The 24,118-nt window shown below is 47.7% G+C and carries 21 protein-coding genes; 13 read left to right on the top strand and 8 right to left on the bottom strand.

Going from position 1 to position 24,118, the window contains the following annotated elements; all coding sequences use genetic code 11:
- The first annotated feature begins 68 nt into the window (after window positions 1-68).
- Both MTBPR1_RS12510 and MTBPR1_RS12505 read left to right on the top strand, forming a co-directional pair.
- On the top strand, window positions 69-1,922 hold the full coding sequence (locus tag MTBPR1_RS12510) for a TolC family protein (protein ID WP_069189353.1): 1,854 nt from the start codon (window positions 69-71) through the stop codon (window positions 1,920-1,922).
- 130 nt (window positions 1,923-2,052) lie between these two features.
- Window positions 2,053-3,738, top strand: coding sequence for a methyl-accepting chemotaxis protein (locus MTBPR1_RS12505; protein ID WP_069189352.1), 1,686 nt, complete (start codon window positions 2,053-2,055; stop codon window positions 3,736-3,738).
- Here the strand turns inward: MTBPR1_RS12505 and MTBPR1_RS12500 are convergent.
- The gene (locus MTBPR1_RS12500) at window positions 3,735-4,145 is read right to left on the bottom strand and encodes a DUF3775 domain-containing protein (protein ID WP_069189351.1); all 411 of its coding nucleotides are present in this window, start codon (window positions 4,143-4,145) and stop codon (window positions 3,735-3,737) included. The two genes, MTBPR1_RS12505 and MTBPR1_RS12500, sit on opposite strands and share 4 nt — an antisense overlap.
- 166 nt (window positions 4,146-4,311) lie before the next feature.
- Between MTBPR1_RS12500 and hypA the strand changes: the two genes are divergently transcribed.
- The 10 genes from hypA (at window position 4,312) to MTBPR1_RS18310 (ending at window position 12,561) form a co-directional block, all read left to right on the top strand.
- Complete coding sequence (gene hypA, locus MTBPR1_RS12495; protein ID WP_069189350.1) at window positions 4,312-4,653, top strand: hydrogenase maturation nickel metallochaperone HypA; 342 nt, start codon at window positions 4,312-4,314, stop codon at window positions 4,651-4,653.
- 2 nt (window positions 4,654-4,655) lie between these two features.
- A complete protein-coding gene (gene hypB / locus MTBPR1_RS12490; protein ID WP_069189349.1) occupies window positions 4,656-5,426 on the top strand; it encodes a hydrogenase nickel incorporation protein HypB in 771 nt (256 codons plus the stop codon).
- Window positions 5,377-7,620 carry a carbamoyltransferase HypF gene (gene hypF / locus MTBPR1_RS12485; protein ID WP_240492897.1) on the top strand — a complete coding sequence of 748 codons (2,244 nt, stop codon included), beginning with the start codon at window positions 5,377-5,379 and terminating at the stop codon, window positions 7,618-7,620. Before hypB ends, hypF begins: the two co-directional genes overlap by 50 nt.
- 14 nt (window positions 7,621-7,634) lie before the next feature.
- The gene (locus tag MTBPR1_RS12480) at window positions 7,635-7,856 is read left to right on the top strand and encodes a HypC/HybG/HupF family hydrogenase formation chaperone (protein WP_338031289.1); all 222 of its coding nucleotides are present in this window, start codon (window positions 7,635-7,637) and stop codon (window positions 7,854-7,856) included.
- Complete coding sequence (gene hypD / locus MTBPR1_RS12475) at window positions 7,853-8,980, top strand: hydrogenase formation protein HypD (RefSeq protein WP_069189347.1); 1,128 nt, start codon at window positions 7,853-7,855, stop codon at window positions 8,978-8,980. Before MTBPR1_RS12480 ends, hypD begins: the two co-directional genes overlap by 4 nt.
- Window positions 8,981-9,001: 21 nt before the next feature.
- Window positions 9,002-9,295 (top strand): hypothetical protein, encoded by a 294-nt coding sequence (locus MTBPR1_RS12470; protein WP_069189346.1) that lies wholly within the window; start codon window positions 9,002-9,004, stop codon window positions 9,293-9,295.
- A gap of 10 nt (window positions 9,296-9,305) precedes the next feature.
- Window positions 9,306-9,842 (top strand): acyloxyacyl hydrolase, encoded by a 537-nt coding sequence (locus MTBPR1_RS12465; RefSeq protein WP_069189345.1) that lies wholly within the window; start codon window positions 9,306-9,308, stop codon window positions 9,840-9,842.
- An 11-nt stretch (window positions 9,843-9,853) separates the two neighbouring features.
- The gene (gene hypE, locus MTBPR1_RS12460; protein ID WP_276204547.1) at window positions 9,854-10,900 is read left to right on the top strand and encodes a hydrogenase expression/formation protein HypE; all 1,047 of its coding nucleotides are present in this window, start codon (window positions 9,854-9,856) and stop codon (window positions 10,898-10,900) included.
- Entirely contained in the window at window positions 10,901-12,412 is a 1,512-nt protein-coding gene (locus MTBPR1_RS12455; RefSeq protein ID WP_240492896.1) for a hydrogenase maturation protein, read from the top strand.
- A complete protein-coding gene (locus tag MTBPR1_RS18310; protein ID WP_240492895.1) occupies window positions 12,409-12,561 on the top strand; it encodes a hypothetical protein in 153 nt (50 codons plus the stop codon). The genes MTBPR1_RS12455 and MTBPR1_RS18310 overlap by 4 nt, the downstream gene beginning before the upstream one ends.
- A 30-nt stretch (window positions 12,562-12,591) precedes the next feature.
- On the opposite strand, the gene MTBPR1_RS12450 is transcribed toward MTBPR1_RS18310, so the two are convergent.
- Window positions 12,592-15,705 carry a PAS domain S-box protein gene (locus MTBPR1_RS12450; protein ID WP_069189343.1) on the bottom strand — a complete coding sequence of 1,038 codons (3,114 nt, stop codon included), beginning with the start codon at window positions 15,703-15,705 and terminating at the stop codon, window positions 12,592-12,594.
- 6 nt (window positions 15,706-15,711) lie between these two features.
- Window positions 15,712-16,851 carry a substrate-binding domain-containing protein gene (locus MTBPR1_RS12445; protein ID WP_069189342.1) on the bottom strand — a complete coding sequence of 380 codons (1,140 nt, stop codon included), beginning with the start codon at window positions 16,849-16,851 and terminating at the stop codon, window positions 15,712-15,714.
- A gap of 140 nt (window positions 16,852-16,991) precedes the next feature.
- Between MTBPR1_RS12445 and MTBPR1_RS12440 the strand changes: the two genes are divergently transcribed.
- Window positions 16,992-18,017, top strand: a complete 1,026-nt coding sequence (locus MTBPR1_RS12440) for a hypothetical protein (protein WP_069189341.1) — start codon at window positions 16,992-16,994, stop codon at window positions 18,015-18,017.
- Here the strand turns inward: MTBPR1_RS12440 and MTBPR1_RS12435 are convergent.
- The 5 genes from MTBPR1_RS12435 to napG all read right to left on the bottom strand — a co-directional run bounded on the left by MTBPR1_RS12435 (window position 18,014) and on the right by napG (window position 24,097).
- Window positions 18,014-21,013, bottom strand: coding sequence for an FAD-binding and (Fe-S)-binding domain-containing protein (locus MTBPR1_RS12435; RefSeq protein ID WP_069189513.1), 3,000 nt, complete (start codon window positions 21,011-21,013; stop codon window positions 18,014-18,016). The two genes, MTBPR1_RS12440 and MTBPR1_RS12435, sit on opposite strands and share 4 nt — an antisense overlap.
- 263 nt (window positions 21,014-21,276) lie before the next feature.
- Window positions 21,277-21,897, bottom strand: coding sequence for a NapC/NirT family cytochrome c (locus MTBPR1_RS12430; protein WP_069189340.1), 621 nt, complete (start codon window positions 21,895-21,897; stop codon window positions 21,277-21,279).
- Between the two features lie 18 nt (window positions 21,898-21,915).
- A complete protein-coding gene (locus MTBPR1_RS12425; protein ID WP_205631247.1) occupies window positions 21,916-22,344 on the bottom strand; it encodes a nitrate reductase cytochrome c-type subunit in 429 nt (142 codons plus the stop codon).
- Window positions 22,345-22,364: 20 nt separating this feature from the next.
- Window positions 22,365-23,282, bottom strand: a complete 918-nt coding sequence (gene napH / locus MTBPR1_RS12420; RefSeq protein ID WP_069189339.1) for a quinol dehydrogenase ferredoxin subunit NapH — start codon at window positions 23,280-23,282, stop codon at window positions 22,365-22,367.
- A complete protein-coding gene (gene napG, locus MTBPR1_RS12415; protein WP_069189338.1) occupies window positions 23,279-24,097 on the bottom strand; it encodes a ferredoxin-type protein NapG in 819 nt (272 codons plus the stop codon). Before napG ends, napH begins: the two co-directional genes overlap by 4 nt.
- Window positions 24,098-24,118 lie beyond the last annotated feature (21 nt).

The following is a 24,118-nucleotide window of genomic DNA, read 5'->3' as shown; positions in this document are numbered from 1 at the left end:
TATTTTAAAGCTTCTTCTATAACTTGGTGTCCAGTTTACGAATCTGATTCATCCTTAAGGGCGAAAAAATGGGACTGGGTTTAAAGAAGTTTCTGCGCAATACAGTAAGCGCACTGGTAATGGTAAGTGCCATTGGTTTTGCACAAGACGCACAAGCCAATCCACTTTCTGCCGAGCTGGTTTACCTGCTGGAAAACTATCCCGCCATTCGTGCAAAATCTTCCCTAAGTGATGCCGCGCGCGAAGATATCAAAGCAGCCTACGGTCTTAGCGCCCCTGTCATTGCCCTTAGTGGTGATACAGGCTATCAGCGCACGGATAATCCGGGCAAAAACGACATGCGGGTTAAAGGCAATGTAACCGCTACCTATAACCTGTTTGATGGTCATTATAGTGTTTTTGAAACCAAAGCCGCCCAAGTGGCCCATCAAAGCACCATGGCTGATTTGGACAGCACAAAACAACTGATTTTATTCCAAGGGATTCAGGCCTATCTCAACCTTGTTTTACAAAATAAGATGGTTGAGATTTCACAAACAAACGTGAAACTGGTTGAACAGATCAAGACCTTTATTGAAACTGAATCTAATGTGGGACGTATGTCTCAGGCTGATCTTTTACAAGCACGCGCGCGCCTTGCCCAAGCCCGTGAAGCCTTAACGGCCTATCAAGGCTCCCAACGCCAAGGTCAAAACCGTTATTATCACCTCTTCCAGCGCGTTCCCCCTGCTGGGCGCATGCAAGACCCACTGGCCCCAAGTGCCGTGGTGCCAGAAAGCTTGGAAGAAGCCATTCGTGTGGCGCGCAAACACAACCCGATTTTAAAAAGTGCAAGTCTTCTCGCCGAAGCAGCCTCAACACGTGTGGGCTCAATTGACTCAGCCCTTTATCCTCGCGTTGATTTAGAAGCTTCTGGTGATGCGAAATATAATGTGGATGGCACCGATGGTGCAGAAGGCGAAGGCAGTGTTCTGTTAAAAATGAACTGGAACCTGTTTGATGGCGATCGCACAAAATCCCAAAGCCGCGCGGCCGCCCTGCGCCATAGCGCAGCCATGATGGATTTGCGCCATAAACACCTTGAAGTCGAAGAACAGGTGCGTAACGCTTTTTCCATTATCGAAACAGAACGCCGCCGCTATCGCACGCTACAAGAGGCTGAATCAATCGCTGCTGAAGCCTTTAATGCGCGCCATGAAATGATGGAAAGTGGTAAAGAAACCATCATTACGGTGCTTGATACAGCGCTTGAATTGCTCAATGTACGCATTGCAGTCACCTCATCTGATTACGCCCATCGCTTGGCAAATTACCAATTATTGCTGGCAACGGGTCAGCTTAATCAGGACTCCATTGGCAAGCTCGTGATTGAAGGTCAACTTCAGCCTGCTGTTTCAGATGATAACAAGCTGATTAAAAAACTAATGGATGGCAAAGCGCTGAAGAATTCTGATGCGCCTGCAACAGCAGAACTCGGCCAAGGGCTTGATATGGCTGAGCCAACAGAGCTAGCACCTGCCCAATCTTATGATGAAATGGCCCCCATGCAGCTTGAAGCCGCTGTAGCTGAAGGTAGCCCTGAAGGCTATAATGATATGGCTGCTTTTGAATCTGCCCATGGTGCGCCCTATAGTGACGAGCTTGCCCCAGAAACTGGCCCAACAGGACCGATTGAACTGGGTCCGGCAGCCGCTGATGAAAGTGGCTATTTCGTTGTACTTGGCAGCTTTTCAGAACCTGCTTATGCCCAAGACCGCATCACTTTGGCAGGCATGGGAAATGCCTTTATGAAAGCCATTGATATCAACGGCACCACTTACCAACGCGTTATGGCAGGCCCGATGAGCCAAAGCGAAGCGGAAAGCGCAAAAGACATGGCGCGTGATCGTGGCATTCCCGATAGCTGGATTTTGCGCCAGTAAAACCACATAATATCCCATAAAAGACATTTCGCACTTGCGAAGATACCACTATAGGCATACCTTACTGTAAATTATAAAAAATTAGATTTAACTAATATTCTTATATTGCGACTGCAAAAAAGGCTCCGCCATGTCTCTTGGAAATATCAAGATCCGTACCAAACTGGGTTTAATCGTTGCTCTGTCCGTCATTGGTTTAATGCTGACAGCTTCACTTGGCCTTTATGCTCTAAACTCCTCGCTCCATCAGGGACGCGAGATGCAGACCCAAAATTTAGTCGGCTCGGTTTATTCCGTATTGGAAAGCTTGAATAAAGAAGTCTCCAAGGGGCACCTCACTTTAGAAGAAGCCAAAATGGAAGCCAAAGAAATTGTCGGGGCCATGCGTTATGGCGACAATGACTATTTTTGGCTCAACGATCTTGACCATGTGGTCATCCTTCATCCCATTAAGCCCTCTTTAAACGGGAGAAACCTTGAAAAGCTGGAAGACCCCAATGGCGTGCGTGTTTATGGCGAGATTGTTAATCGCGCCAAGCAAGACGGTGAGGGCTATGTCTCTTATCACTGGCCCAAACCGGGCAGTGACAAGCCTGTTTCCAAGCTTGCCTTTGTCAAACTCTATGAGCCATGGGGCTGGGTAATCGGCACAGGCATCTATATGGATGATGTCAGTGACGCATTTTGGACGATCGCCATCCAAGAACTGCAAGTTCTCCTTGTTATTTCCATCATCATGATTGTTGTAGCGATCTATATTGCGCGTGATATCCGCCATGGCATCACCACCATGGCAAAAACCATGAAACACCTTTCTGAAGGGGCCACAGATATTGAAACCCCTATGCAAGAGCGCAAAGATGCCATTGGCAATATGGCAAAAGAGGTTGAATATTTCCGCACCCAGTTGATTGAAAATGAAAAAATGGCTGAACGCCAACGCCAAGAAGAAGAAGCCCAACATCAACGCGCAGCCCTCATTGAACAACTTGCAACGGATTTTGATGCAGGTATTAATGTTGCCCTTGGCTCTGTTGCCTCAGCCGCCAGCCAGCTGGATACAACAGCCAGCAGCATGTCATCAACGGCGCAACAAACAAGTACGCAGGCAACGGTCGTTGCTGGTGCTTCTGAAGAAACAGCCAACAATGTGCAAACAGTGGCAGCTGCCTCTGAAGAGCTGACAGCTTCTATTCAAGAAGTGGGTCAACAGGTTCAGACCTCAACTGATATTGCGCAAAGTGCAGCTCACAAAGCCCAAGAGACCCAAATAACGGTTAACAGCCTGTCTGATACCGCCAGCCGCATCAGCCAAGCCTCTGCCCTTATTGGTGATATTGCAGAACAAACCAACATGCTCGCCCTAAACGCCACCATTGAGGCCGCGCGCGCAGGTGATGCAGGTAAAGGGTTTGCCGTTGTTGCCAATGAAGTCAAATCCCTTGCCACACAAACAGCACGTGCAACTGAAGAAATTAACGCCCATGTACGCGCTATCCAGACGGTAAGTTACGATACGGTTGAAGCCATCAGCGAAATTAACAATGTTATTGAAGATATGAATAACATTGCCTCTGCTGTTGCAGCAGCCGTTGAAGAACAAAGTGCGGCAACATCAGAAATTGCCCGCAACATTGAACAGGCTGCCGCTGGCACACAAGAAGTCAACCGCAACATCATTGAAGTCAATCAAGCGGCAAATGATACGGGTGCGGCTTCACAACAAGTGCTAAGTGCGTCTTCCATGCTTAATGACCAATCAGTCTCTCTTCGCAAGATCGTTGAAGACTTCCTTGGTAATGTGAAGTCGGCTTAAAGACGCCCGACTTCAAACTCTTCAATCGAGACACCCATTTCGGACAACCCTTCTTCCAGATAATCGGATAGAAGGGGCGTCCCCATGAGGTATTCAGGGGAAGATTTTGCACTGGGGTCAGCCTCACAGGCTTCTTTAATGGCCTCGTCCCATTCTGCTTTTGAATAGGTCCCGCGACCCAACCACATCAGGGCGACAAGTTCATGAAGCTGGTCTTCATTTAAATTCACTAATGCTTCGCGAAGTTCGTCTTCTGTTGCATCATCAGCGTAATCTTCCAAAATCTCCACACAGCCATCATCAACGGCGTCAGACTCCCGCCCCATATTTTCCGGTTCGACTTTCACGTCAAACTCACGTGCTTTCATGATGATATAAAAGACACTGTCTGCTGAGAGATATTTCATCGCACACCTCCCTATCCATATTTGCTGGATAGACTTATTTTTTACTGTATCGTGACTATAACATGTAAGTACTCTGTTATCGTTGATCTAGATCATCATAAAAATATGATCAATCAAGGCAAAACTCTTGCGTGGGCTGTGATATAGTCATTGAGGGAGATGAAAAATGCATGAAATGTCCCTGACCCAAGGGGTACTTAACATTCTGGAAGACTACGCCAGAACCAATGACTTTAAGAAGGTGAAAACCGTCTGGCTGGAGATTGGTCAGCTCTCCCATGTGGAGCCCGAAGCCCTGACTTTTTGCTTTGATGTTGTGATGAAAGATACCATCGCCGATGGGGCCAAACTGGAAATCATCCATACACCGGGTCAAGCCAGTTGCCTTGATTGCGCTGAAGAAATGACAATAAGCTCGCGCATTGCTGAATGCCCAAAATGCGGCAGTTATAAGCTGCATATTTCAGGCGGTGAAGAAATGCGGGTAAAAGAACTGGAGGTCGAATAACCATGTGTACAGTCTGCGGGTGTGGCACATCCAAAATGGAAGACGCCCATAATCATGACGATATACATTTTGGTGACAATGATGCGGGTGTGTCGGTTCCCGGTATGGATGAAAAACGCATTATCGCCATTGAAAAAGATATTCTGGGCAAGAACGATCATCTTGCAAGCCATAACCGAGAACGTATGAAAGCTGCGGGTATTTTTGCCCTCAACCTTGTCTCTTCTCCCGGTTCTGGCAAAACAACCTTGCTTACCCGCTCCATCACCGATCTTAAGGCTGAGCTGCCCATTGCGGTGATTGAAGGAGATCAACAAACCGCAAATGATGCCGATCGCATTCGTGAAACGGGCGTACCTGCCCTTCAGGTGAACACCGGAAAAGGTTGCCACCTTGATGCCCATATGATCGGCCAAGCCATGGACCGTATGGAAATGCCTAACAAGGGTGTTCTCTTTATTGAAAATGTCGGCAATCTGGTCTGCCCAGCAGCTTTTGACTTAGGTGAGGCCCATAAAGTTGCCATCCTTTCGGTGACTGAGGGTGAAGATAAGCCCATTAAATATCCCGATATGTTTGCTGCTGCTGACATTATGATCCTGACAAAAACAGACCTGCTGCCTTATCTGGATTTTGATGTGGAGGCCTGTATTAACTATGCAAAGCGGGTCAATCCTGAACTTAAAATTTTCCAGCTTTCCTCCACTAACGCAGAGGGCTTAGATGCGTGGTATGATTGGATTAAAGCCGGTGTTGAATGTGCTCAACAATAATCGCAAACAATATCGCGTGCGCGGCACGGTCCAAGGAGTGGGGTTTCGCCCCTTCATCTATAAGCTTGCCCATGACCTGGGCTTAACAGGCTGGGTGCTTAATGATGGTGAAGGCGTGCTCATTGAAATTCAGGGCGAGCAGCTTGAAGCCTTTCACGCGGGATTAGAATATGACGCACCTGCCTTATCGCGCATTGATGAGATTGACATCAGCGACCTTCCTTTCCTTAAAGATGAACATACTTTCATCATCAAACAAAGCGAACACAGCGGTGTTTTCACCGACATTGCACCAGACAGCGCCGTCTGCCCTGATTGTTTAAAAGAAATGCGCGACCTCACAGACAGGCGTTTTGGGTTTGCGTTTATCAACTGTACCAATTGCGGCCCGCGCTATAGCCTCACCCATAGCCTGCCTTATGACCGCCCGCAAACATCTATGGCAGCTTTTAAAATGTGCAAAAGCTGCGAGGATGAATATCATGATCCAACAGATCGTCGTTTTCATGCCCAGCCAACCTGCTGCCTTGAATGTGGGCCACGTCTTTCCATGTCTATTGGGGAGATGGCAGACCATATTCGCAATGGTGAAATTCTCGCAATTAAAGGGATAGGTGGTTTTCATCTGGTTTGTGATGCGCAAAATGAAAAAGCGATTTTACGCCTGCGCGCACGCAAAAACCGCGAGGCCAAACCCTTTGCCATCATGGTGCCTGATTGCACGGCTGTTTCAAACTTTGCCCATATGAGTGAGGCTGAAAAAACTTTACTTGAAAGCCATGAACGCCCGATTGTGCTGCTTAAGAAAAAAGATACATCATCAGGATTACAGCTAGCAAAAGCCATCGCGCCAGAGCTGAACCGCATTGGCGTGATGCTGCCCTATACCCCCATCCATCACCTTTTACTCGACCAACTTGCAGGCACACCCTTGGTGATGACAAGCGCAAACCCGGCTGGGGAGCCCTTGGTAATTGGCAATGAAGAAGCTCATGAAAGATTAGACGGCATTGCCGATGCCATTGTCACCCACAACCGCGATATTCTCATTCGCGTTGATGACAGTGTGGTGCGCCATGATATGGGGACAACCACATTTTTGCGCCGCGCACGTGGTTTTACCCCCACCCCTATCAAGCTCAAAGACAGCACGCCGCCTATCCTCGCCCTTGGGGCCTATCTTAAGAACACCATCTGTGTCACACGCAAAAATCAAGCTTATCTTTCCCAACATATTGGCGATCTTGATAATGTGGCGACCATCACCTTTTTAGAAGAAACCGTGCATCATCTTTGTAAGGTTTTACAAGTTCAGCCCGAATTGATTGTGCATGACCTCCATCCCGATTTTGCCTCCACACGGCTGGCCCATGAAATGGGGCTTGAGACTTTGGCTGTGCAACATCACCATGCCCATATCGCCTCTGTCATGGCAGAACACCAAATTGAGGGCCCTGTCATTGGATTGGCCTTGGACGGATTTGGCCTTGGGGGACATGAAGAAAGTTGGGGCGGTGAATTGCTTAAAGTCGATGGGCTGAGCTGTGAACGTATCGGTCATTTAAAAGAACTCGCCCAACCCGGTGGTGATAAGGCCGCGCTTGAGCCTTGGCGCATGGGCGCAAGTGTGCTTCATCAATTGGATAGAGCTGATGAGATTAAAAGCCGCTATCCAGACAGAGATACCCAAACCTTACGCCTCATGCTGGATAAAAAGTTAAACGCCCCGATGAGCAGCAGCATGGGCCGCCTGTTTGATGCTGCCTGTGGTCTCTTAGGGGTGTGTGAGACCTCCCAATATGAAGGCCAAGCGCCCATGATGCTGGAAAGTCTGGTCAGCCGGATTGAAAGTGATCCTTATGGCTGGACGATCGATAAAAACATCCTCAACCTGCTGCCCTTGCTGAACTCCCTTTCAGGTTTAAGCGCTCAAAGTGGGGCCAACCTGTTTCATGGCACCCTTATCTTTGCCTTAAGTGATTGGGTTGAACGTGCGTGTCAAAATCATAACATTGAGAAGGTCGCCCTTTCGGGGGGATGTTTCTTAAATGAAATTATCACCCAAGGGCTCATAAGAAAATTGCAAAAAGTAGGCATCACGCCTTATCATAATCAACAAGCCCCCCTTAGCGATGCTGGCCTTTCTTTAGGTCAGGCATGGCTTGGGCAACAAAAACTTATTTGCGGAAGCTAACCATGTGCCTTGCCATGCCATCCAAAGTCGTTGAAATCCTTGAAGGGGATATGGCTGTTATTGAACTGGGCGGCGTTAAAAAGACCATCTCGCTTGGTCTGGTGGAAGATGTGAGCGCAGGTGATTATGTCATCGTGCATGTGGGTTATGCTTTATCCAAGGTCGATGAAGATGAAGCCTTAAAAACACTTGCCCTTTTTGAAGAAATGACCAAAGCCCAAGGCATCGCACCATGAAGCATGTGGATGAATATCGCGATGGGGAAACGGCGCAAAAATTGGCAAAGACCATTGCGCGTGAAGTTGATCCCAATCGTGAGTATCGTTTAATGGAATTTTGCGGTGGGCACACCCATGCGATTTTTCGCTATGGCGTGCAAGACCTGCTGCCCACAAATGTAAAAATGATCCATGGGCCGGGTTGCCCGGTTTGCGTCTTGCCTGTCTCGCGCATTGATCAGGCCATTGCCTATGCGCGCACGCCCGATGTGATTTTATGTTCTTATGGCGACATGCTGCGTGTGCCGGGTTCTAAATTCACATCCCTGATGAAAGCCAAGGCCGAAGGTGGCGATGTGCGCATGGTTTATTCCACGCTGGATGCGCTAGAGCTTGCCCAAAATAATCCTGATAAAAAAATCGTCTTTTTCGCCATTGGCTTTGAAACCACTACACCACCCACTGCCCTTGCCATTAAACAGGCCCAAGCCATGGGGCTCACAAATTTCTTTATCCTATCCAACCACGTGCTTACCCCCTCTGCTATCCAAAATATTCTGGAAAGTCCGGATGTGCGAGATTTAGGTAGCATTCCCCTTGATGGCTTTTTAGGCCCGGCCCATGTAAGTGCGGTCATCGGCACCCAGCCTTATGAGTATTTTGTAGAAGAATTCCAGCGCCCTGTGGTAATTTCCGGCTTTGAGCCTTTAGATGTGATGCAATCCATCTTGATGTTGATCCGCCAACTCAATGAAGGCCGCGCTGAAGTCGAAAACCAATATCGCCGCGCGGTCACCCATATGGGCAATGCCAAGGCAAAAAATCTGGTGGCTGAAATATTTGAACTGCGCCGCACCTTTGAATGGCGCGGCCTTGGTCATGTGCCTTATTCGGGCCTGAAAATCAAAGAAGAATATGCAAATTTTGATGCTGAAATTCAAATTCCAGTGGAGACTCCACCCGCACATGAAAATAAAGCCTGTGACTGTCCGGCAGTTTTGCGTGGCATAAAGAAGCCAACTGATTGTAAACTGTTTGGCACCCACTGCACGCCAGATAATCCCATGGGGTCTTGCATGGTATCTGCAGAAGGGGCTTGTGCGGCCTATTATTCATACGGGCGCTTTAGAAAAGCGGTTTAATAACGATAAGGAAATAATGAAATGAAAAAAATCACACTGGCGCTCATTGCCACTTTCTTTGCTTTTAATGTGTCTTCTGCCCTTGCAGTTGAAGCCTATACAGAAGACCAACAACAAGAATTTACCAGCTGGTGCACAGGGACAAAATCCAATTCAGAGCCCATGTGTAATTGCGCGTTAAAACAAGTCATGCAAACCGTTGCCCCGGCCACACTAGCAACTTTCCTTGCCAATGGCGGTGAAGTTTCTTTTTCCCAAACAAGTGTGATGACAGCCGCCGCTGTAACCCAAGCCCTGACAAGCTGTTCAAAATAAGGATAATCCCATGCGCCGACTTTTACTGAGCCTATGTACAGTTCTCCTGTTTGGTTTTCACACCTCTGCCCAAGCCGATGGTTTGGTGAAAGAGCTTAAACTGGGTGTGTTAGATCATGATACCGATGGGTTATGGAGTGGTTTTAACCGTGAAGGCGGGATTGATTTTAACGCAGAAATCATCCTCAATCACGATCTCGCCTTTTGGGGTGGGGTCATGAGCCCGGCGCTTGGGCTTTCTGTAAATAGCCAAGGTGATACCTCAAAGGCCTATTTGGATGCCCGCTGGCAAACTGATCTAAGCGACAATATCTTTTTCGCCCTTGGTGTGGGGGCTGCGGTTCATAACGGCAATAACAAGCTCACCAATGTAAATCGCAAGGCCCTTGGTTCAAAAGCCTTATTCCACTTCCCACTTGAGCTCGGCTATCAAATTGATGAGCGCTACAGCATCTCGCTTTTCTTTGATCATGTTTCCAATGCCTGGACGTCCAGCCCCAATGAGGGCATGGACACCTTAGGCATTCGCTTTGGCTATCGTTTCTAAGAAAGATTTCCATGTCGCCACGCACAGCCTATAGCCGCGCGCTTGATCTTGAAAACGGTGTGGTGGAAATGTGCCACGGTGGGGGTGGGCGCGCAATGGCCCAGCTTATTGACCAGCTCTTTGCCGATGCGTTTGCCAATGACATTCTCGCCCAAGGTAATGATCAGGCTGTCTTTGACCTGCCAGCAGGTCGTGTGGTGATGAGCACCGATAACTTTGTCATCTCGCCCCTGTTTTTTCCCGGCGGTAATATTGGGAGTTTAGCGGTCCACGGCACGGTCAATGATGTGGCCCTTTCAGGGGGACGTCCGCTTTACCTGACAGCAGGTTTCATTTTAGAAGAAGGCTATCCGCTTAAAGAGTTAAAACTTATTGTTGAGAGTATGGCAAAAGCCGCAGAGCAAGCCGGTGTTAAGATTGTAACGGGTGACACAAAGGTTGTTGAGCGCGGTCACGGCGATGGGGTTTATATCAACACAACGGGTATTGGCGTTGTGGATGAAGCCATCACTGTTTCAGGAGAGCGTGCCAAACCCGGTGATAAAATCCTCATTAACGGTTTTGTCGGGGACCATGGCGTTGCCATCATGTCCCTGCGCGAAGGTTTAGGTTTTGACTCCTCTATCCAATCTGATTGCGCCAGTCTAAACGGTCTTATTAGCGATATGATCAGCGCTGTGCCTGATATTCATGTCATGCGTGACCCGACCCGTGGGGGACTTGCTGCAACATTAAATGAGTTGGCCCATCAAAGTGGTGTGGGTATGGAACTACTTGAAAACAAAATCCCCATTCGCGATGAAGTGCGTGGGGCTTGCGAGATCTTGGGGCTTGATCCGCTCTATGTTGCCAATGAGGGTAAGCTGCTTGCCATCTGCGCTGAAGAAGAGGCTGAAAACCTCTTGGCCGCAATGAAAGCCCATCCTTTAGGCAAAGATGCGGCGATCATTGGTCGCGTGCTTGAAGATGATCATCATTTTGTCCAACTCAAAACAAGCTTTGGCGGCTCCCGCGTTGTGGACTGGATTGCAGGCGAACAACTGCCAAGAATTTGTTAAATGAAAATCCTGCTTCTCACCCATAGCTTTAACAGTTTAAGCCAACGCCTTTATGTGGAACTGGCCCGTCTTGGTCATGACATTAGCGTCGAGTTTGATATCCATGATCGCGTCACAGAAGAAGCCGTTGAGCTGTTTAAACCCGACTTGCTCATTGCGCCTTTTTTAAAACGTGCAATCCCTGAAACCGTCTATTCTAAACTGCCCTGCCTGATTGTGCATCCCGGGCCTGTTGGTGATCAAGGCCCCTCAGCATTAGATTGGGCGATACTGCGCGATGAAAAAGAATGGGGTGTAACCCTGCTTCAAGCTGTTCAGCAAATGGATGCAGGCCCCATCTGGGCGAGCCGAATTTTCCCCATGCGCTGTGGCCCCAAAAGCAGCCTTTATCGCAATGAAGTGACAAATGCGGCTGTTGAATGTGTGCTTGAAGCCTTGGAAAAATTTAAATATCCAAATTTCAAACCCACCCCGCTTGAGGGAAAGGGTGTTTGGAATGAGCTGATGAAACAAGATGTGCGACAGATTAACTGGGACACAGACACAACAGAGACCATCTTGCGCAAAATAAATGCAGGTGATGGCAACCCGGGTGTTCTTGATACCCTGAATGGTATCGAGGTCTATCTACATAATGCACAAGCTGAAACAGACTTAAGTGGAAATGCCGGTGAGATTATCGCCACCAAAAACGGGGCCATTTGCCGCGCAACCCTTGATGGGGCAATCTGGATTGGGCATCTACGCAAAAAAGGTAAAGAAAATTTCAAACTGCCAGCCACATCGATCCTTGGTCTTGAAAGCGGTGAAGGAGAGCGTGACATCTGGTTTGAACAGGTTGGTGAGATCGGCTATCTCCATTTCCCTTTCCATAACGGCGCGATGAATACGGATCAATGCCAACGTTTACTTAAAGCCTATAAAGAGGCCTGTGCCACAGAGGCCTACACAATCGTGTTGATGGGTGGGGAAGATTTCTTTTCAAACGGCATTCATCTTAACGCCATTGAAGCCGCAAAACGCCCCGCAGAAGAAAGCTGGGCCAATATCACTGCCATGGATGATCTCTGCGAAGCGATCATCACCACAACTGATAAACTCACCATTGCCGCCCTTTCTGGTAATGCGGGGGCGGGTGGTGTCTTCTTTGCCCTTTGTTGTGATAAAACCTTTGCCCGACAGGGCGTCATTTTAAACCCGCATTATAAAAATATGGGCAACCTGTTTGGCTCTGAATATTGGACCTATCTTCTGCCCAAGCGCGTTGGCGTGGCTCAGGAAAAAAAGGTTATGGAGCACCGCCTGCCCATTGGCACGGTTGAAGCAGAAAGCCTTGGGCTGATTGATGACAGCTTTGGTAAAACTATCGCTGAATTCAGAAATCAACTGGCAGGCCGCATTACCCAGATCGACATAAATAAAANATCATTGCTGATAAAAAAGAAACCCGCATACGAGATGAAGCTGAAAAGCCACTTGCGAGTTATCGCGCAGATGAGCTTGAGAAAATGAAACTCAATTTCTTTGGCTTTGATCCAAGCTATCATGTGGCGCGCTATAAGTTTGTCTTGCGCGAGCCTAAATCTTTTACACCGCTATATCTTGCTAAACATCGCCAGCGCGCAAAAGACGGGGATGTAATTGAGGAAATTTCACATTAAAAGCACAACTGACACAGAGCTGAATTTAAATCAATCTGCCCGCGTGTAGGTCTGAATGATTTTATAAAGATCATTAATATTAAACGGCTTGGGTAAATAATCGACAAAACCTGCCTCTTTACCGCGTTCAATATCCTTATGCATGGCTTGGGCTGTTACCGCTACAACCGGAATATTTTTTGTTTCAGACTGATTGCGCAAAACTTCCATCATTTGCCAGCCGTCCATACCGGGTAAATTGATATCTAGAAAAATCAAATCTACATTCGCATTTTCAAGATACTCCAACCCTTCTTCGGCAGTGCGAATGATCTCTAATGAGATTTCCCCATAAGGTAAAAGAGCCTCTTCCATGAGCTTACTGTTGTTGGGGTTATCTTCCACATAGAGGATTTTTGCATCGCGTTCCAATTGCAGGATTGATTTTTCTGGCATCATTGAGGGTTTGCGACGTCTCTCTATTTCTTCCAAGTTATCTTCTTGGAAAATCGGAATTCTAAACCAGAAATGGCTCCCTTTACCCAACTCACTTTCAACGCCCATGCGCCCGCCCATAAGACCGACCAGCTTATGGGTAATGGTCAGGCCAATGCCTGTGCCTTCCACACCGGACATTTCCGCATTCAAACGGTTAAAGGGTGTAAAGAGCTCTTCGATTTCATCGGGGTGAATGCCCGGACCATTATCAACAACATCAAACTGAAGCATATTTTCATCAGTGCAAATTTCACAGCTGAAACGCACCTGACCATTTGGCTTGTTATATTTGATGGCATTACTGCCTAAATTCACGAGAATTTGTTTTAAACGGGTGTAATCGGCCTCAACCTGAACTGCGTTATCTTCAGTAATCTCATTAATGACCTCAATGCCATATTCAGTAGACAGGCCTTCAAGCAGGTCTGAAGCATCCCCCATCACCCGCCAAGGTGTGACGGCTTCTAAAGAGACCTGAACTTTGCGCGCTTCAATCTTGGCGAGATCAAGGATTTCGTTGATCAAATCCAACAGGTGCTGGCCTGCCTTCAAAATCTGGTTGACGAATTCTTTTTGCCCCTCATCCAGCTCAGTTTTTCGTGGCATCAAAAGAAGTTGAGCAAAGCCCAAAATACCATTAAGCGGCGTGCGCAGCTCATGGCTCATGGAAGACAGGAATTCTGATTTGGCCTGACTGGCATTTTCGGCCTCTTCCTTGGCAAGGCGCAACTCTTGAGCACGAAGATATTCATCCGTCACATCACGCCCGGAGCCCCGATAGCCCAAGAAAGTTTTTCCCGTATCATCAAAAATGGGTTTTCCGCTGATGCGAAACACCCGTTCATCCCCATGGGTATTTACAATGGTATATTCAAAGACTCTAAAGGCTTCATGGCGCTCCAAAAGGGCTTGATGTTCGCGCCATTTCTCACCCTCATTTGCCATGCGCTCAGGCGTGACCAACTCCATGCGGGTCTTGCCTAAAATATCCTTTGGCCCAAAGCCCGTTACTTTCAAGGCCCGTTCAGACATAAAGGTGAAACGGAGGTCGTCCCCCATCTCCCAGAACCAGTCAGAAGAAGCCTCGGCAATATCGCGAAAACGCTCTTCACTTTGGCGCAGCTCCGCCTCAATATGGCGTCTTTCGGTAATCTCTTCTTCCATGGCGCGTGTGCGATGCATGACGCGCAGTTCTAACTCTTCATTGACCCGATGGAGTTCTTCTTCAGCCAGTTTGCGCTGCGTTAAATCCAGACCTTGAGCTAAAATGGTTGCAACCGAATTATCCTGATGAAAGGCAACGGGTGAAATACTCCAAGACATATGATAGTCTTGCCCGCTTTTGGGGTTATTCTGTGCCATTTCCCAGTTATCAATCACGGCACCCTTTAAAGACCGATCCAAGACACTGTCTTTGTCTTTTTCAGCCAAGCCGATCATGGCGATCACCTTTTGAACGGCCATACCTTCGACTTCTGTCTGGGTGCGCCCAAAAATTCTCTCCGCTGCCCGGTTAAACTTGGTAATACGCCCCTCCCCATTCCACGCAATGATCGGGGAGTTCGCCAACTCAATCAGGTTTGTCAAATAACGTTCATTTTCATGAATGGTCGTGACCATTTCACTGACCACACCACCAATATGGTTAAACTCCTGCACCGGACCGGGGGTAAAACGTGCATGGTGGCGATGCTTTTTGATATCTGCGACATAATCAATCAAATGATCCGTACTGCTGCCAATCAGACGGCGCACCATATAAGCAATGAATAAGGCCGTGAGCAAAGCCCCGACGATCAGATAAACACCCCCTTTTGAATAAACATCAAAGAGAGAGGCCACATTATCACGGCGCAGTAACAAAATAACAGACAGCTGCGCGCGATTTTCTTCCTTAACACCCATATTAAAACGCTGGGCAATATGATCATTAACCTGAACTGTTTTACCTGCTGAAATTTGTGAAATTTCTCTTATTTTTGCGGCTGTTTTTTCATCAGGATTGGGCCCAAAGGAATGAACAAGCACATGATTATCTTGCAGCAAAAGCAACTGATCAACACCAGAGGCCTCTTTAAGCTCTTTGGCAAACAAGAAATTCTCACTAATGGCTATCGCGCTGTGAATGGCACCAATGACCCGGCCCAGCTCGGCCTCAATCACAGGCACACTAAACAACAAAGCGTTGGTTTGTTCAGCATCATTAAGCTGCACCAAGGTCCATTTCTGAAACGCCTTGGAAGATTGCGTGATCAACATTTCTTTTTTGGCATTGATCACACTTAAAGGAGAGCTCACATCCCCTAACAACACACCGTTTTCACCACTGAGCATCAAGACATCAAGGTTCTGTGTCTCTTCATGTTGCAAAATAGAGAATAAGCTTTCTTCAATAGCCTCGCGCTCATTGCTATTGATCGCTTTAATCAGCTGTTCAGAATCGGACATGGCCGACAAACGACTCGCCGCGCGGCCCAATTTTTCATCTAGGCTAAAATTAATAATGCGATGGCGAAAATCAAAGGACTGTTGGATTTCATGATCAATTAGATCACGTGCTGAAAAATAGCTCGAAATCGCAAAAAGGGTAGACACCATTAAAACGCCGCCAAAAGACAGCGCTAAAATAAAAGTCGATAAATGAAGGCCCTTTTTTGCTTCACTCATAATAGTCTAACGTCCACCAAACCTGACGACTTGATCCGTCTGGGTCTTAAAGTGATCAGAATATCGAAAGGCGCGTTTGCGCAAGGCTTCAATGTGACCCGCTGACATACCCTTTTCGATCAACTCCATATCCCCAGAATAAACTGTCGGAACAGAAGCGCCCATGCCTTGTAAATCCATAGCAATCGCATCCGCCATGGCAACACCATTATCATCATTCATGCGCATCACGGTAAAATCAAGTTCGCCAGCCGCAATGGCTTTAAGCTCATTACCGCCACCACCCCAGCCATTGACCGTAATTTGATCCAGAATGCCAAGTTCTTTTGCTGCATCAATCACCCCAAGGGCAATATCTGTTGAACAGGCATAAATAAAGGGTGGCTTATTCTCTTTCGCCAACACATTCAAAGCCGCCTTTTTGGACTTTTCACGATTGAAATCCAGATAAAAGGAATCGCTTACCTTTGCTTGCCCCTCACGCAAGACATGTTCCATAAACGTCCCGCCGCGCACAGAACTCACATAACCACGCGTCCCATAAAACAATGCATAATCGGTTTTCTTTGGGAAAGTTTTTAAGAATTTTTCAGCAAGTAAAACACTGCCCACTGCATGGTCAAATCCTACATATAAAAATGGCTGTTGTTTGGCCCAGGCGCGCACAGGGGTGGTGATATTTTGTAAAATCAGCTTAGGTCGACCGCGCTGCATAATGCGTTCAATGATTGTGCGGTGGCGAAAAGCATCCAGTGTAAAGACAAGATAATCAGGATCTTTTTGCAAAACCTGTGCAATTTGCCGTTCTTGTAATCTCACACCAACCCCAGGCTCAGTAAAGCTTGGGTGGATTTCATAAGGTAAGTTTAACTCCTGCAAGCGCGCTTCAAAGGACGATACGCTGCGCCACCAATAATCGCTAACCTGCTTACCCGGATAGACGACCGCCACTTTCACAGGCTTTTGAATATTTTGCACTTCAGAAGCTTTAGCGCGCACTCGTTGTGAAAATTTATCTGTCTTTTCTCGTTGCTCAGGATTAGCTGACATATATTCATGATAGGTCCAATAATCAGACCCGTTTGATCCTGCAAAACCCTCCCCTGCCCATACGAGCAAAAGAGATATACAGAGTATACGTATCATCTCTACCTCCCAAAAAAGCACATTTAAATGCCAATTCTTATTATTTTATATGAGTATAACCCGAAATTGCATTGCAGGGAGTCAGTTTTTTATTAAAATGCTACAATTACTTGGCGCTTTTATATGAGCAGGCCCTACAGATGACAAAACAACACGGATCAATCAAACTGGCTTGGCAGTCCCCAAATGCACGCAAAGCGGCTTGGGCAATTGCGCTGTGCAGCTTTGCCTTGGTTGTTTTGCTTGGCAGCTTGTTGCGCGAACAAGAAGAAAAGCTTCGTGAAAACAGCCTGACTAAATTTGCACGCACCCTTTCCTCCACAGCCCTAAGTGCAGGGGGAGAGGCCGATGATATGTTGCTTAAGGTCAATGACCTGCTCAATGTAGAATCTGTCTTGGGCGTGCGTCTCCTCCAAGGGCGCGATATCCCCTTAAGTGTAGGCGAGACACAAAGTGACTTTCCCCCGCTGACCTCACAAGAGTTTCAGCTGACCCATTGGGATGATACCAAGAGCGTGGTTGATATCGCCATTCGTTTAGAGCCCGAGCTGGATTTTGACTGGATTGTGCTGCGCCTAGATGGGGCAGATTTGATGCCTCACCCGTTATGGGGAACACTGATCAACTGGGGTGTCGCACCCCTTTTTGCCTTTATCCTCGCGCTTGTCTGTTTATGGCTATATGGCAGCTACAGCATCAAACCCTTACACCGCATTTCTGATTTTCTTAAAAGCAATAATGGAAAATTTGCCAGTACCCCTGTGGCGCAAGACATCACCAAATCCAAAGACGACGTAGCCCTTTTGGCAAAACAGATTGAAGCCATGCGCATTGAAATTAGCGAGGCCAAAGGTAAGTCTGATTTTGAAGCCCGCTTTCTTCATGAAACACCTTATGCCTTGCTGCGCTGTTCGGTAAATCGCAAGGTGCTTTATTCAAATGTGGCTGCGCGCAATCAAAGCGCCCTTTTTGGCGATGACACAAAAGAGTTCGTCGCCCCGGCCCTTTCTGAACTGGTGCGCAAAGCTTTTTACGAGACAAAACAAGTCTATGGCGATATCCGCTGTGGCGACACCATCATCACCTTCAGGGCCATCCCGGTTTTAGATGCGGGCTATGTCAATCTCTACGGCGAAGTCAGCCGCCATATTGACGAAGACGTTTAGGTTTTCGCCAATTCAAGTAAGACCTGAACCGGATGGCGGGGTTTGAAATTGCCATAACGTTTTGTTTGGCAACGACAGGAAAATCCTGTTGCCAACATACGCTCTGCACCCACTTTGGCCGCCTTGTCTTTCCAGCTTAGAGCAAACAGCTTTTTCGACATGTCTTCATTTTCCACCTCATGACCAAACATGCCTGACATGCCGCAACAGCCTGTTTTTTCAATGCGCAAACTTTGGTTAAAGGCGGCAAAGATATCGCTCCATTGGCTTGGTGTTTGGGGCAAAGACGTCTTTTCCGTACAATGGGCAAACAGGGCATATTCTTGGGACGAGCCTGTTTGAGGTAAGCTCAATGCGCCTGCTCTTAATTTACCATGCAGCCATTCATGAAATTGATAAACCGTATAATCCGGGCGATTTTCAAGACGCTGGTTATATTCCTGGCGCATCATCAAGGTAACAGCGGCCTCAATCCCGACCATCTCAATACCCGTGGCACTGACAGATGCATAATAAGCATCATTTTCTGTGGCAAGCGCATCAAACTCTTTTAAGAAGCCTTTCACATGCAATGGTTTACCATTGGGGCGATAGGGCGCAACAAACACCTGATAGCCCAGCTCAACCAGTAAATCATAATGCGCTATCACGACTTCGCTATCATAATGGGTTGTAAAGGTGTCTTGCACCAAAATGACCGACCTTTCCTTGGCCTCCTTAGAAAGGGCGCTCATGGCACTCAGGTCAAAAGCAGGGGCTTTGCGTTTACTCAGTTCTTTTTCCACTTTTAAGGAACTGACTTTAGGCAAATCAATTAAGCCAAAACCATTTTTCATAAAGGCTTTTACAGGGGGCAAGGCCTGCATGAAATTGCTTAAGCCTGCAAACTTCTGGGTCAGCGGTGCCAGCTTTTCCAACAGGGCAACCAGATGATCACGTCGTGGACGGTCATAACGTTCATGATAGGCATCAAGGAACTGAGCCTTCATTTCAGGGATATCCACCTTGACCGGACATTGGGTCGCACATGTTTTACAAGACAGGCACGTCTTTAAGGCCTCATAAACATCAAGGTTAAAGTCTTTACCTTCCGCCAAGGCTTTGGGTGCATCAGGCTTTTCAGCCATGGTGCGCAAACGCATCCATTCTCGCAACAAGCCTGCGCGCCCTTTTGGTGATTGCACCCGATCACGCGTGGCCTTGTAACTTGGGCACATGGGATCAAACGCATCCCATGTAAAACAAGCGCCATTACCATTACATAAGGTCGCTTTTGGATAAGCCGCCTTGATCTTGTCATCTAAGGTGCGATCAACCTGTCCACGCAACGTGGCCTTATCAATGGGCGTCAGTTCCACCTCAGGCATGGTATAAGGCGTGGCGATTTTACCGGGGTTAAACAGGTTATGCGGATCAAAAGCCGACTTGATTTTGCGCAGCTCGTCATAAAGTTCGGGTCCAAAGAATTTTGGTGAATATTCCCCACGGAAGCCTTTTCCATGTTCGCCCCACAACAGGCCGCCATATTTCTTGGTCAGGTCTGCCACACCGTCTGAGATTTCACGCAGTTTGGGCTCATCCATCACATCGGTGAGATCAAGGGTCGGGCGCACATGCAAGCAGCCCACATCGGCATGACCAAACATACCGTAATCCACCCCATGCCCATCAAGAAGCTCGCGAAACTCACGAATGTAAGGTGCGAGATTTTCTGGCGGCACGGCGGTATCTTCCACAAATGGAATTGCGCGGCGTTTACCTTGCAAGGCCCCGAGCAGACCCACTGATTTTTTGCGCATTTCCCACAGCGCTGAAATCTGCGCCGGGTTTGAGGTCGCGCGCCAGCCCGTGGCTTGACCCTCTAACTCTAAAGCATCATCCAAAAGTTTTTCAAGCTTGGCAATTTGAGCATCAACTTCTTCTTGGGAATTGCCCACAAACTCGACAAAGTTCATCCCCATGACAGGGGGCTCACCTTCTTCACCGCCCAGCATATCGCCCACTTGCGTCCAGATGATATCTTGCTGGGCCATACTCATAATCTTGTCATCCACCACTTCCACAGCAGCCGGATCAGCCTGTAAAATCAACTGCACCCCTTCCAAGGCTTCATTGAAGGTGGAATAACGCACCGTTACCAGCCCTTTATTCTTCGGCAGTGGGATCACACGAAACGTTAGTTTTTGCGTTAAACAAAGCGAACCTTCAGAGCCTGCCAGCAGATAAGACAGGTTAAAGGTGCCGTTATTATCTAGGGCATGTTCAAGGTTATAGCCTGTCAGCCCACGGTTCATTTTTGGAAAAGTCTGATCAATCAGTTCTTCATTTTCAACAATGGAATTGTAAGCTTGGCGATGGATATCTCCAACAATATCTTCGCGCGCCATAACCTCTTTCATCTCAGGCGCACTTAAGGGCTTGGACGTCCAGCTTTGACCACCAGAAAGAACCACACCCATCTCATGAATATAATCAGATGTCTTACCATAAATGCGCGAGCCTTTGCCCGATGCATCGGTCCCTGTCATGCCGCCCAATGTGGCGCGTGATGATGTGGACACCGCAGGGGGAAAGAAAAAGCCACGTTCTTTTAAATATGCATTGAGCTGATCAAGCACCACACCGGGCTGGATGGTGACCAGTTGCGCCTCTTCATCAAACTCAAGGATGTTATTCATATGTTTGGAGGTATCAACCACCACACCGTTATTAAGTGATTGACCGTTTGTGCCCGTGCCGCCCCCGCGCGGGGCAAAGGAAATGCCCCGAAACTCTTCTTGGGCACCGAGTTTGGCAATCACATTGAGGTCGTCTTCACAGACCGGATAGACCACGGCTTGAGGCATCACCTGATAGACACTATTGTCCGTTGCGCTGAGTAAACGGGTGGGATAATCCGCATAAACCTCACCTGTAAAAGATGAGTTTTCCAACGCTTTTAAAAAGCGCACAGTCACATCATCAAGGGCGCGATCGGGTGTCAATATCGGGAGCATGTTCATATATCCATCACACAACGTCATCCTCGCATGGGCAAAGATCTTTTTTCAATGAAGAGACTCCCAATCAAATTGGGAATGACGCCTTAGTTTTAAACCTGTTGCAATGGATATACGCTTGTTCAGCATTTTTTTAAACAGGAAAAAAAAGCGCCGACCCTCCCTATTTGCGAAAAACATTTGGGGAAGGGCCGGCTAAGATGGGTATTTAGGGCGATGAGGGGGTAGGTTCAGGCCCCAATACCGTCATCTATAGGCTTTTAATGTGCGTTGTTAAGCTCTTCTTCAGCCGAAAAGGCCTCAGCAGGAAGCTCATGTGCAATGCCTTTGTGACAGTCAATACAGGTCTTACCCTGATCTTGAGCCTCAAGGTGGCGATTGCGCGCACGGGAGTTTTGTCGTGACACGTCCATTGCCATGAAGTTGTGACAGTTACGACATTCGCGGCTGTCTGTTTCCTTCATGGTCGTCCATACACGTTTAGCCATAGTCAGACGATGGGCTTCAAATTTCTCTCGGGTATCAACTGTACCCAAGATTTTATGAAGGATTTCGTTTGACGCCTGGATTTTACGTTTCATCTTGTGAATCCATGGACGCGGTACGTGACAATCAGGACAAGTTGCACGAACGCCAGAAGCGTTTGTATCGTGCACTGTACCTGTAAATTCACGATACACATTCTGTTCCATCTCGTGACAAGACAGACAGAAAGTTTCCGTATTGGTCATTTCCATGGTCCAGTTAAAACCACCCCAGAAAATGACACCGGTAATCAACCCGACAAACAACAGCATACCTGCAGATGTCGTTTTACTTGGCCTTTTAATCAAGGACCAGATCCGGTTGAAAAAACCCGGTTTTTCTTCAAGTTCACTCATAGCAAGTTCCCCTTGGCCTTATTTGGTGAAGGTATTTTCCACCAGCGGCTTGGCATCCACTTGCGGTACGTGACATTGTGTGCAGAACCAGCGACCCGGTACCACATCGTCCAGAGGCTTACCTGTGCGGTGGTCTAGATAGTGAGTTTCACTGATCTTTGGCGCACCTTCTTTGGCAGCATACTGCCAGTTATGGCAACGCATACACTGGTTAACCTTCAGATTGATTTGGTATTTTTCAATCTTATGCGGGATCAGCGGTGGTTGTTGACGATAGTTTTGCGAAAAACGACCACCTTCAATCACTTGGTTAATTGAGGCTGCAGCATTTGTTTCTTCCAAATCTGCTTGGCCACGTAACGATTTAAAGTTCTCTGCACTTGCTGCATTCATCAACATGAAAACTGCAGCAAAGAAACAGACAACAGGGATTAGGACTCGTTTCACAGTCATATCTCCTTCAAGTCTCATGCCGCCCTCGTCGTGCTATCCTTAGCACTCTCTTTATGTGGGCGGACATCATCCAATTTATTTTTAGTTCGAAGCGAAAATTTAAAAACATCTTCAGAGCAGACATCCAGACAGCGACCACAGTTTGTGCAGTCCCCAGACAGGATAATCGGACCCTGATCGTCCTTTTCCCCTTTTAAAGCAGGCGAAATAACATGAGATTCTGGGCAGACGGTATAGCAATCCATACAGTCGTTACAGGCTTTACGATTGTTTGCACTTATCTTGATCAGACTGACCTTACCGATCAGGCCGTAAAAAGCCCCAACCGGACAGATGCGTGAACACCAGATGTTCTCGCCCCCGACCAATTCGATCAAGAACAACAAGAGCGTTACCAAAAAGACAGTGCCAAAACTTCCAAAAACAAGGGAACGATGCAAGATCGTCACCGGGTTTAGAAATTCCCAGGCAATGGTCCCCGTCACAGCAGATGTGAGTAAGACACCCCCCATGATCCAAAGAGCCGTCCCTCTGTTCAAACGAATACCTGTTTTCTTCCAGCCCAATTTACGGCGCAGCCATGTGGCTGTATCGGAAATCACATTGATGGGACATACAAAAGAACAGAATGTGCGACCACCGACTAAAAAATAGCCCAGCAGTACAATTCCAACGCCAATAATGGCGCTTGTTTCCATCACATGTCCGCTCATCAAGGACTGGAGGAAGATGAACGGATCAGTTAGCGGTAACACATCCAAAGTTATGGATGACGCCAACGTCCCTTTCACCAACCAGAAACCTGTCAACGGCCCAACAAGAAACACGAAAACAACCAAGGCCTGAGACAGACGTCTCAACACCAGCCACTTATGCGCAGCCAGCCAACCTTTCTTTTCAACGGCACTTTGTCCGGGGTTTTGCATACTCATGGCTTAAACCCCTTATAGCCGCCGTTTGTTGTTTTCTCAGGGAATGGTGATGCAGGGTTATATCCGCGATCTGGAAGATCAATGATGCCTTGCCCCTCAATGAGGGATTCACCTTTTTTGCGTTTTTCAACCCAGCCCCAACGATAATGCTCACCCAGTTGTCCAAGTGCGATGCGCTCAGGTAAGACACGGATAGCCGTTTCTTCCAAAACACATGCTTTTTCACACTTGCCACACCCGGTACATTTGTCGCTATGGACAGTGGGGATGAAAATCGCATGTTTCCCTGTACGTTCATTGGCGGAACGTTCCAGTGTAATTGCCTCATTAATCAACGGGCAAACGCGGTGACAAACATCACAACGCAAACCCTGATAATTGAGACAGGTCTCATGCCCAACCAATACGGCAACACCCATTTTGGCATCATCAATATTGGTCAGAGACTTGTCCAGAGCACCTGTGGGGCACGCCTCTACACACGGGATATCTTCACACATTTCGCATGGGATATCTCGGGCTGTAAAGAACGGCGTACCGGTCACATTATCAGTGCCCTGATCGGCCAAGTCCAACGTGTCGTAAGGGCAATCCCTCACACACAAACCACAACGCACACAAGCTGATAAGAAGTTTCCTTCTGCAATCGCGCCCGGTGGACGGATCGCATCAGCCGGCAGTTTACCCTCCGCTTCACGCACAGCAGTACCCAGTGCCAGACTAAACAGTCCGACACCACAGGCACCTTTGGCTGCATCACCGAGAAAATCCCGGCGTGTAACCTTTTTCTTATTTTTATGCGTTTTATAGGTCATGGCTCTCCCCTCCCTTTTTAT

Source organism: Candidatus Terasakiella magnetica (assembly GCF_900093605.1).
Taxonomy (GTDB): Bacteria; Pseudomonadota; Alphaproteobacteria; order Rhodospirillales; family Terasakiellaceae; genus Terasakiella; species Terasakiella magnetica.
This window is presented reverse-complemented; position numbering and strand designations above follow the sequence as displayed.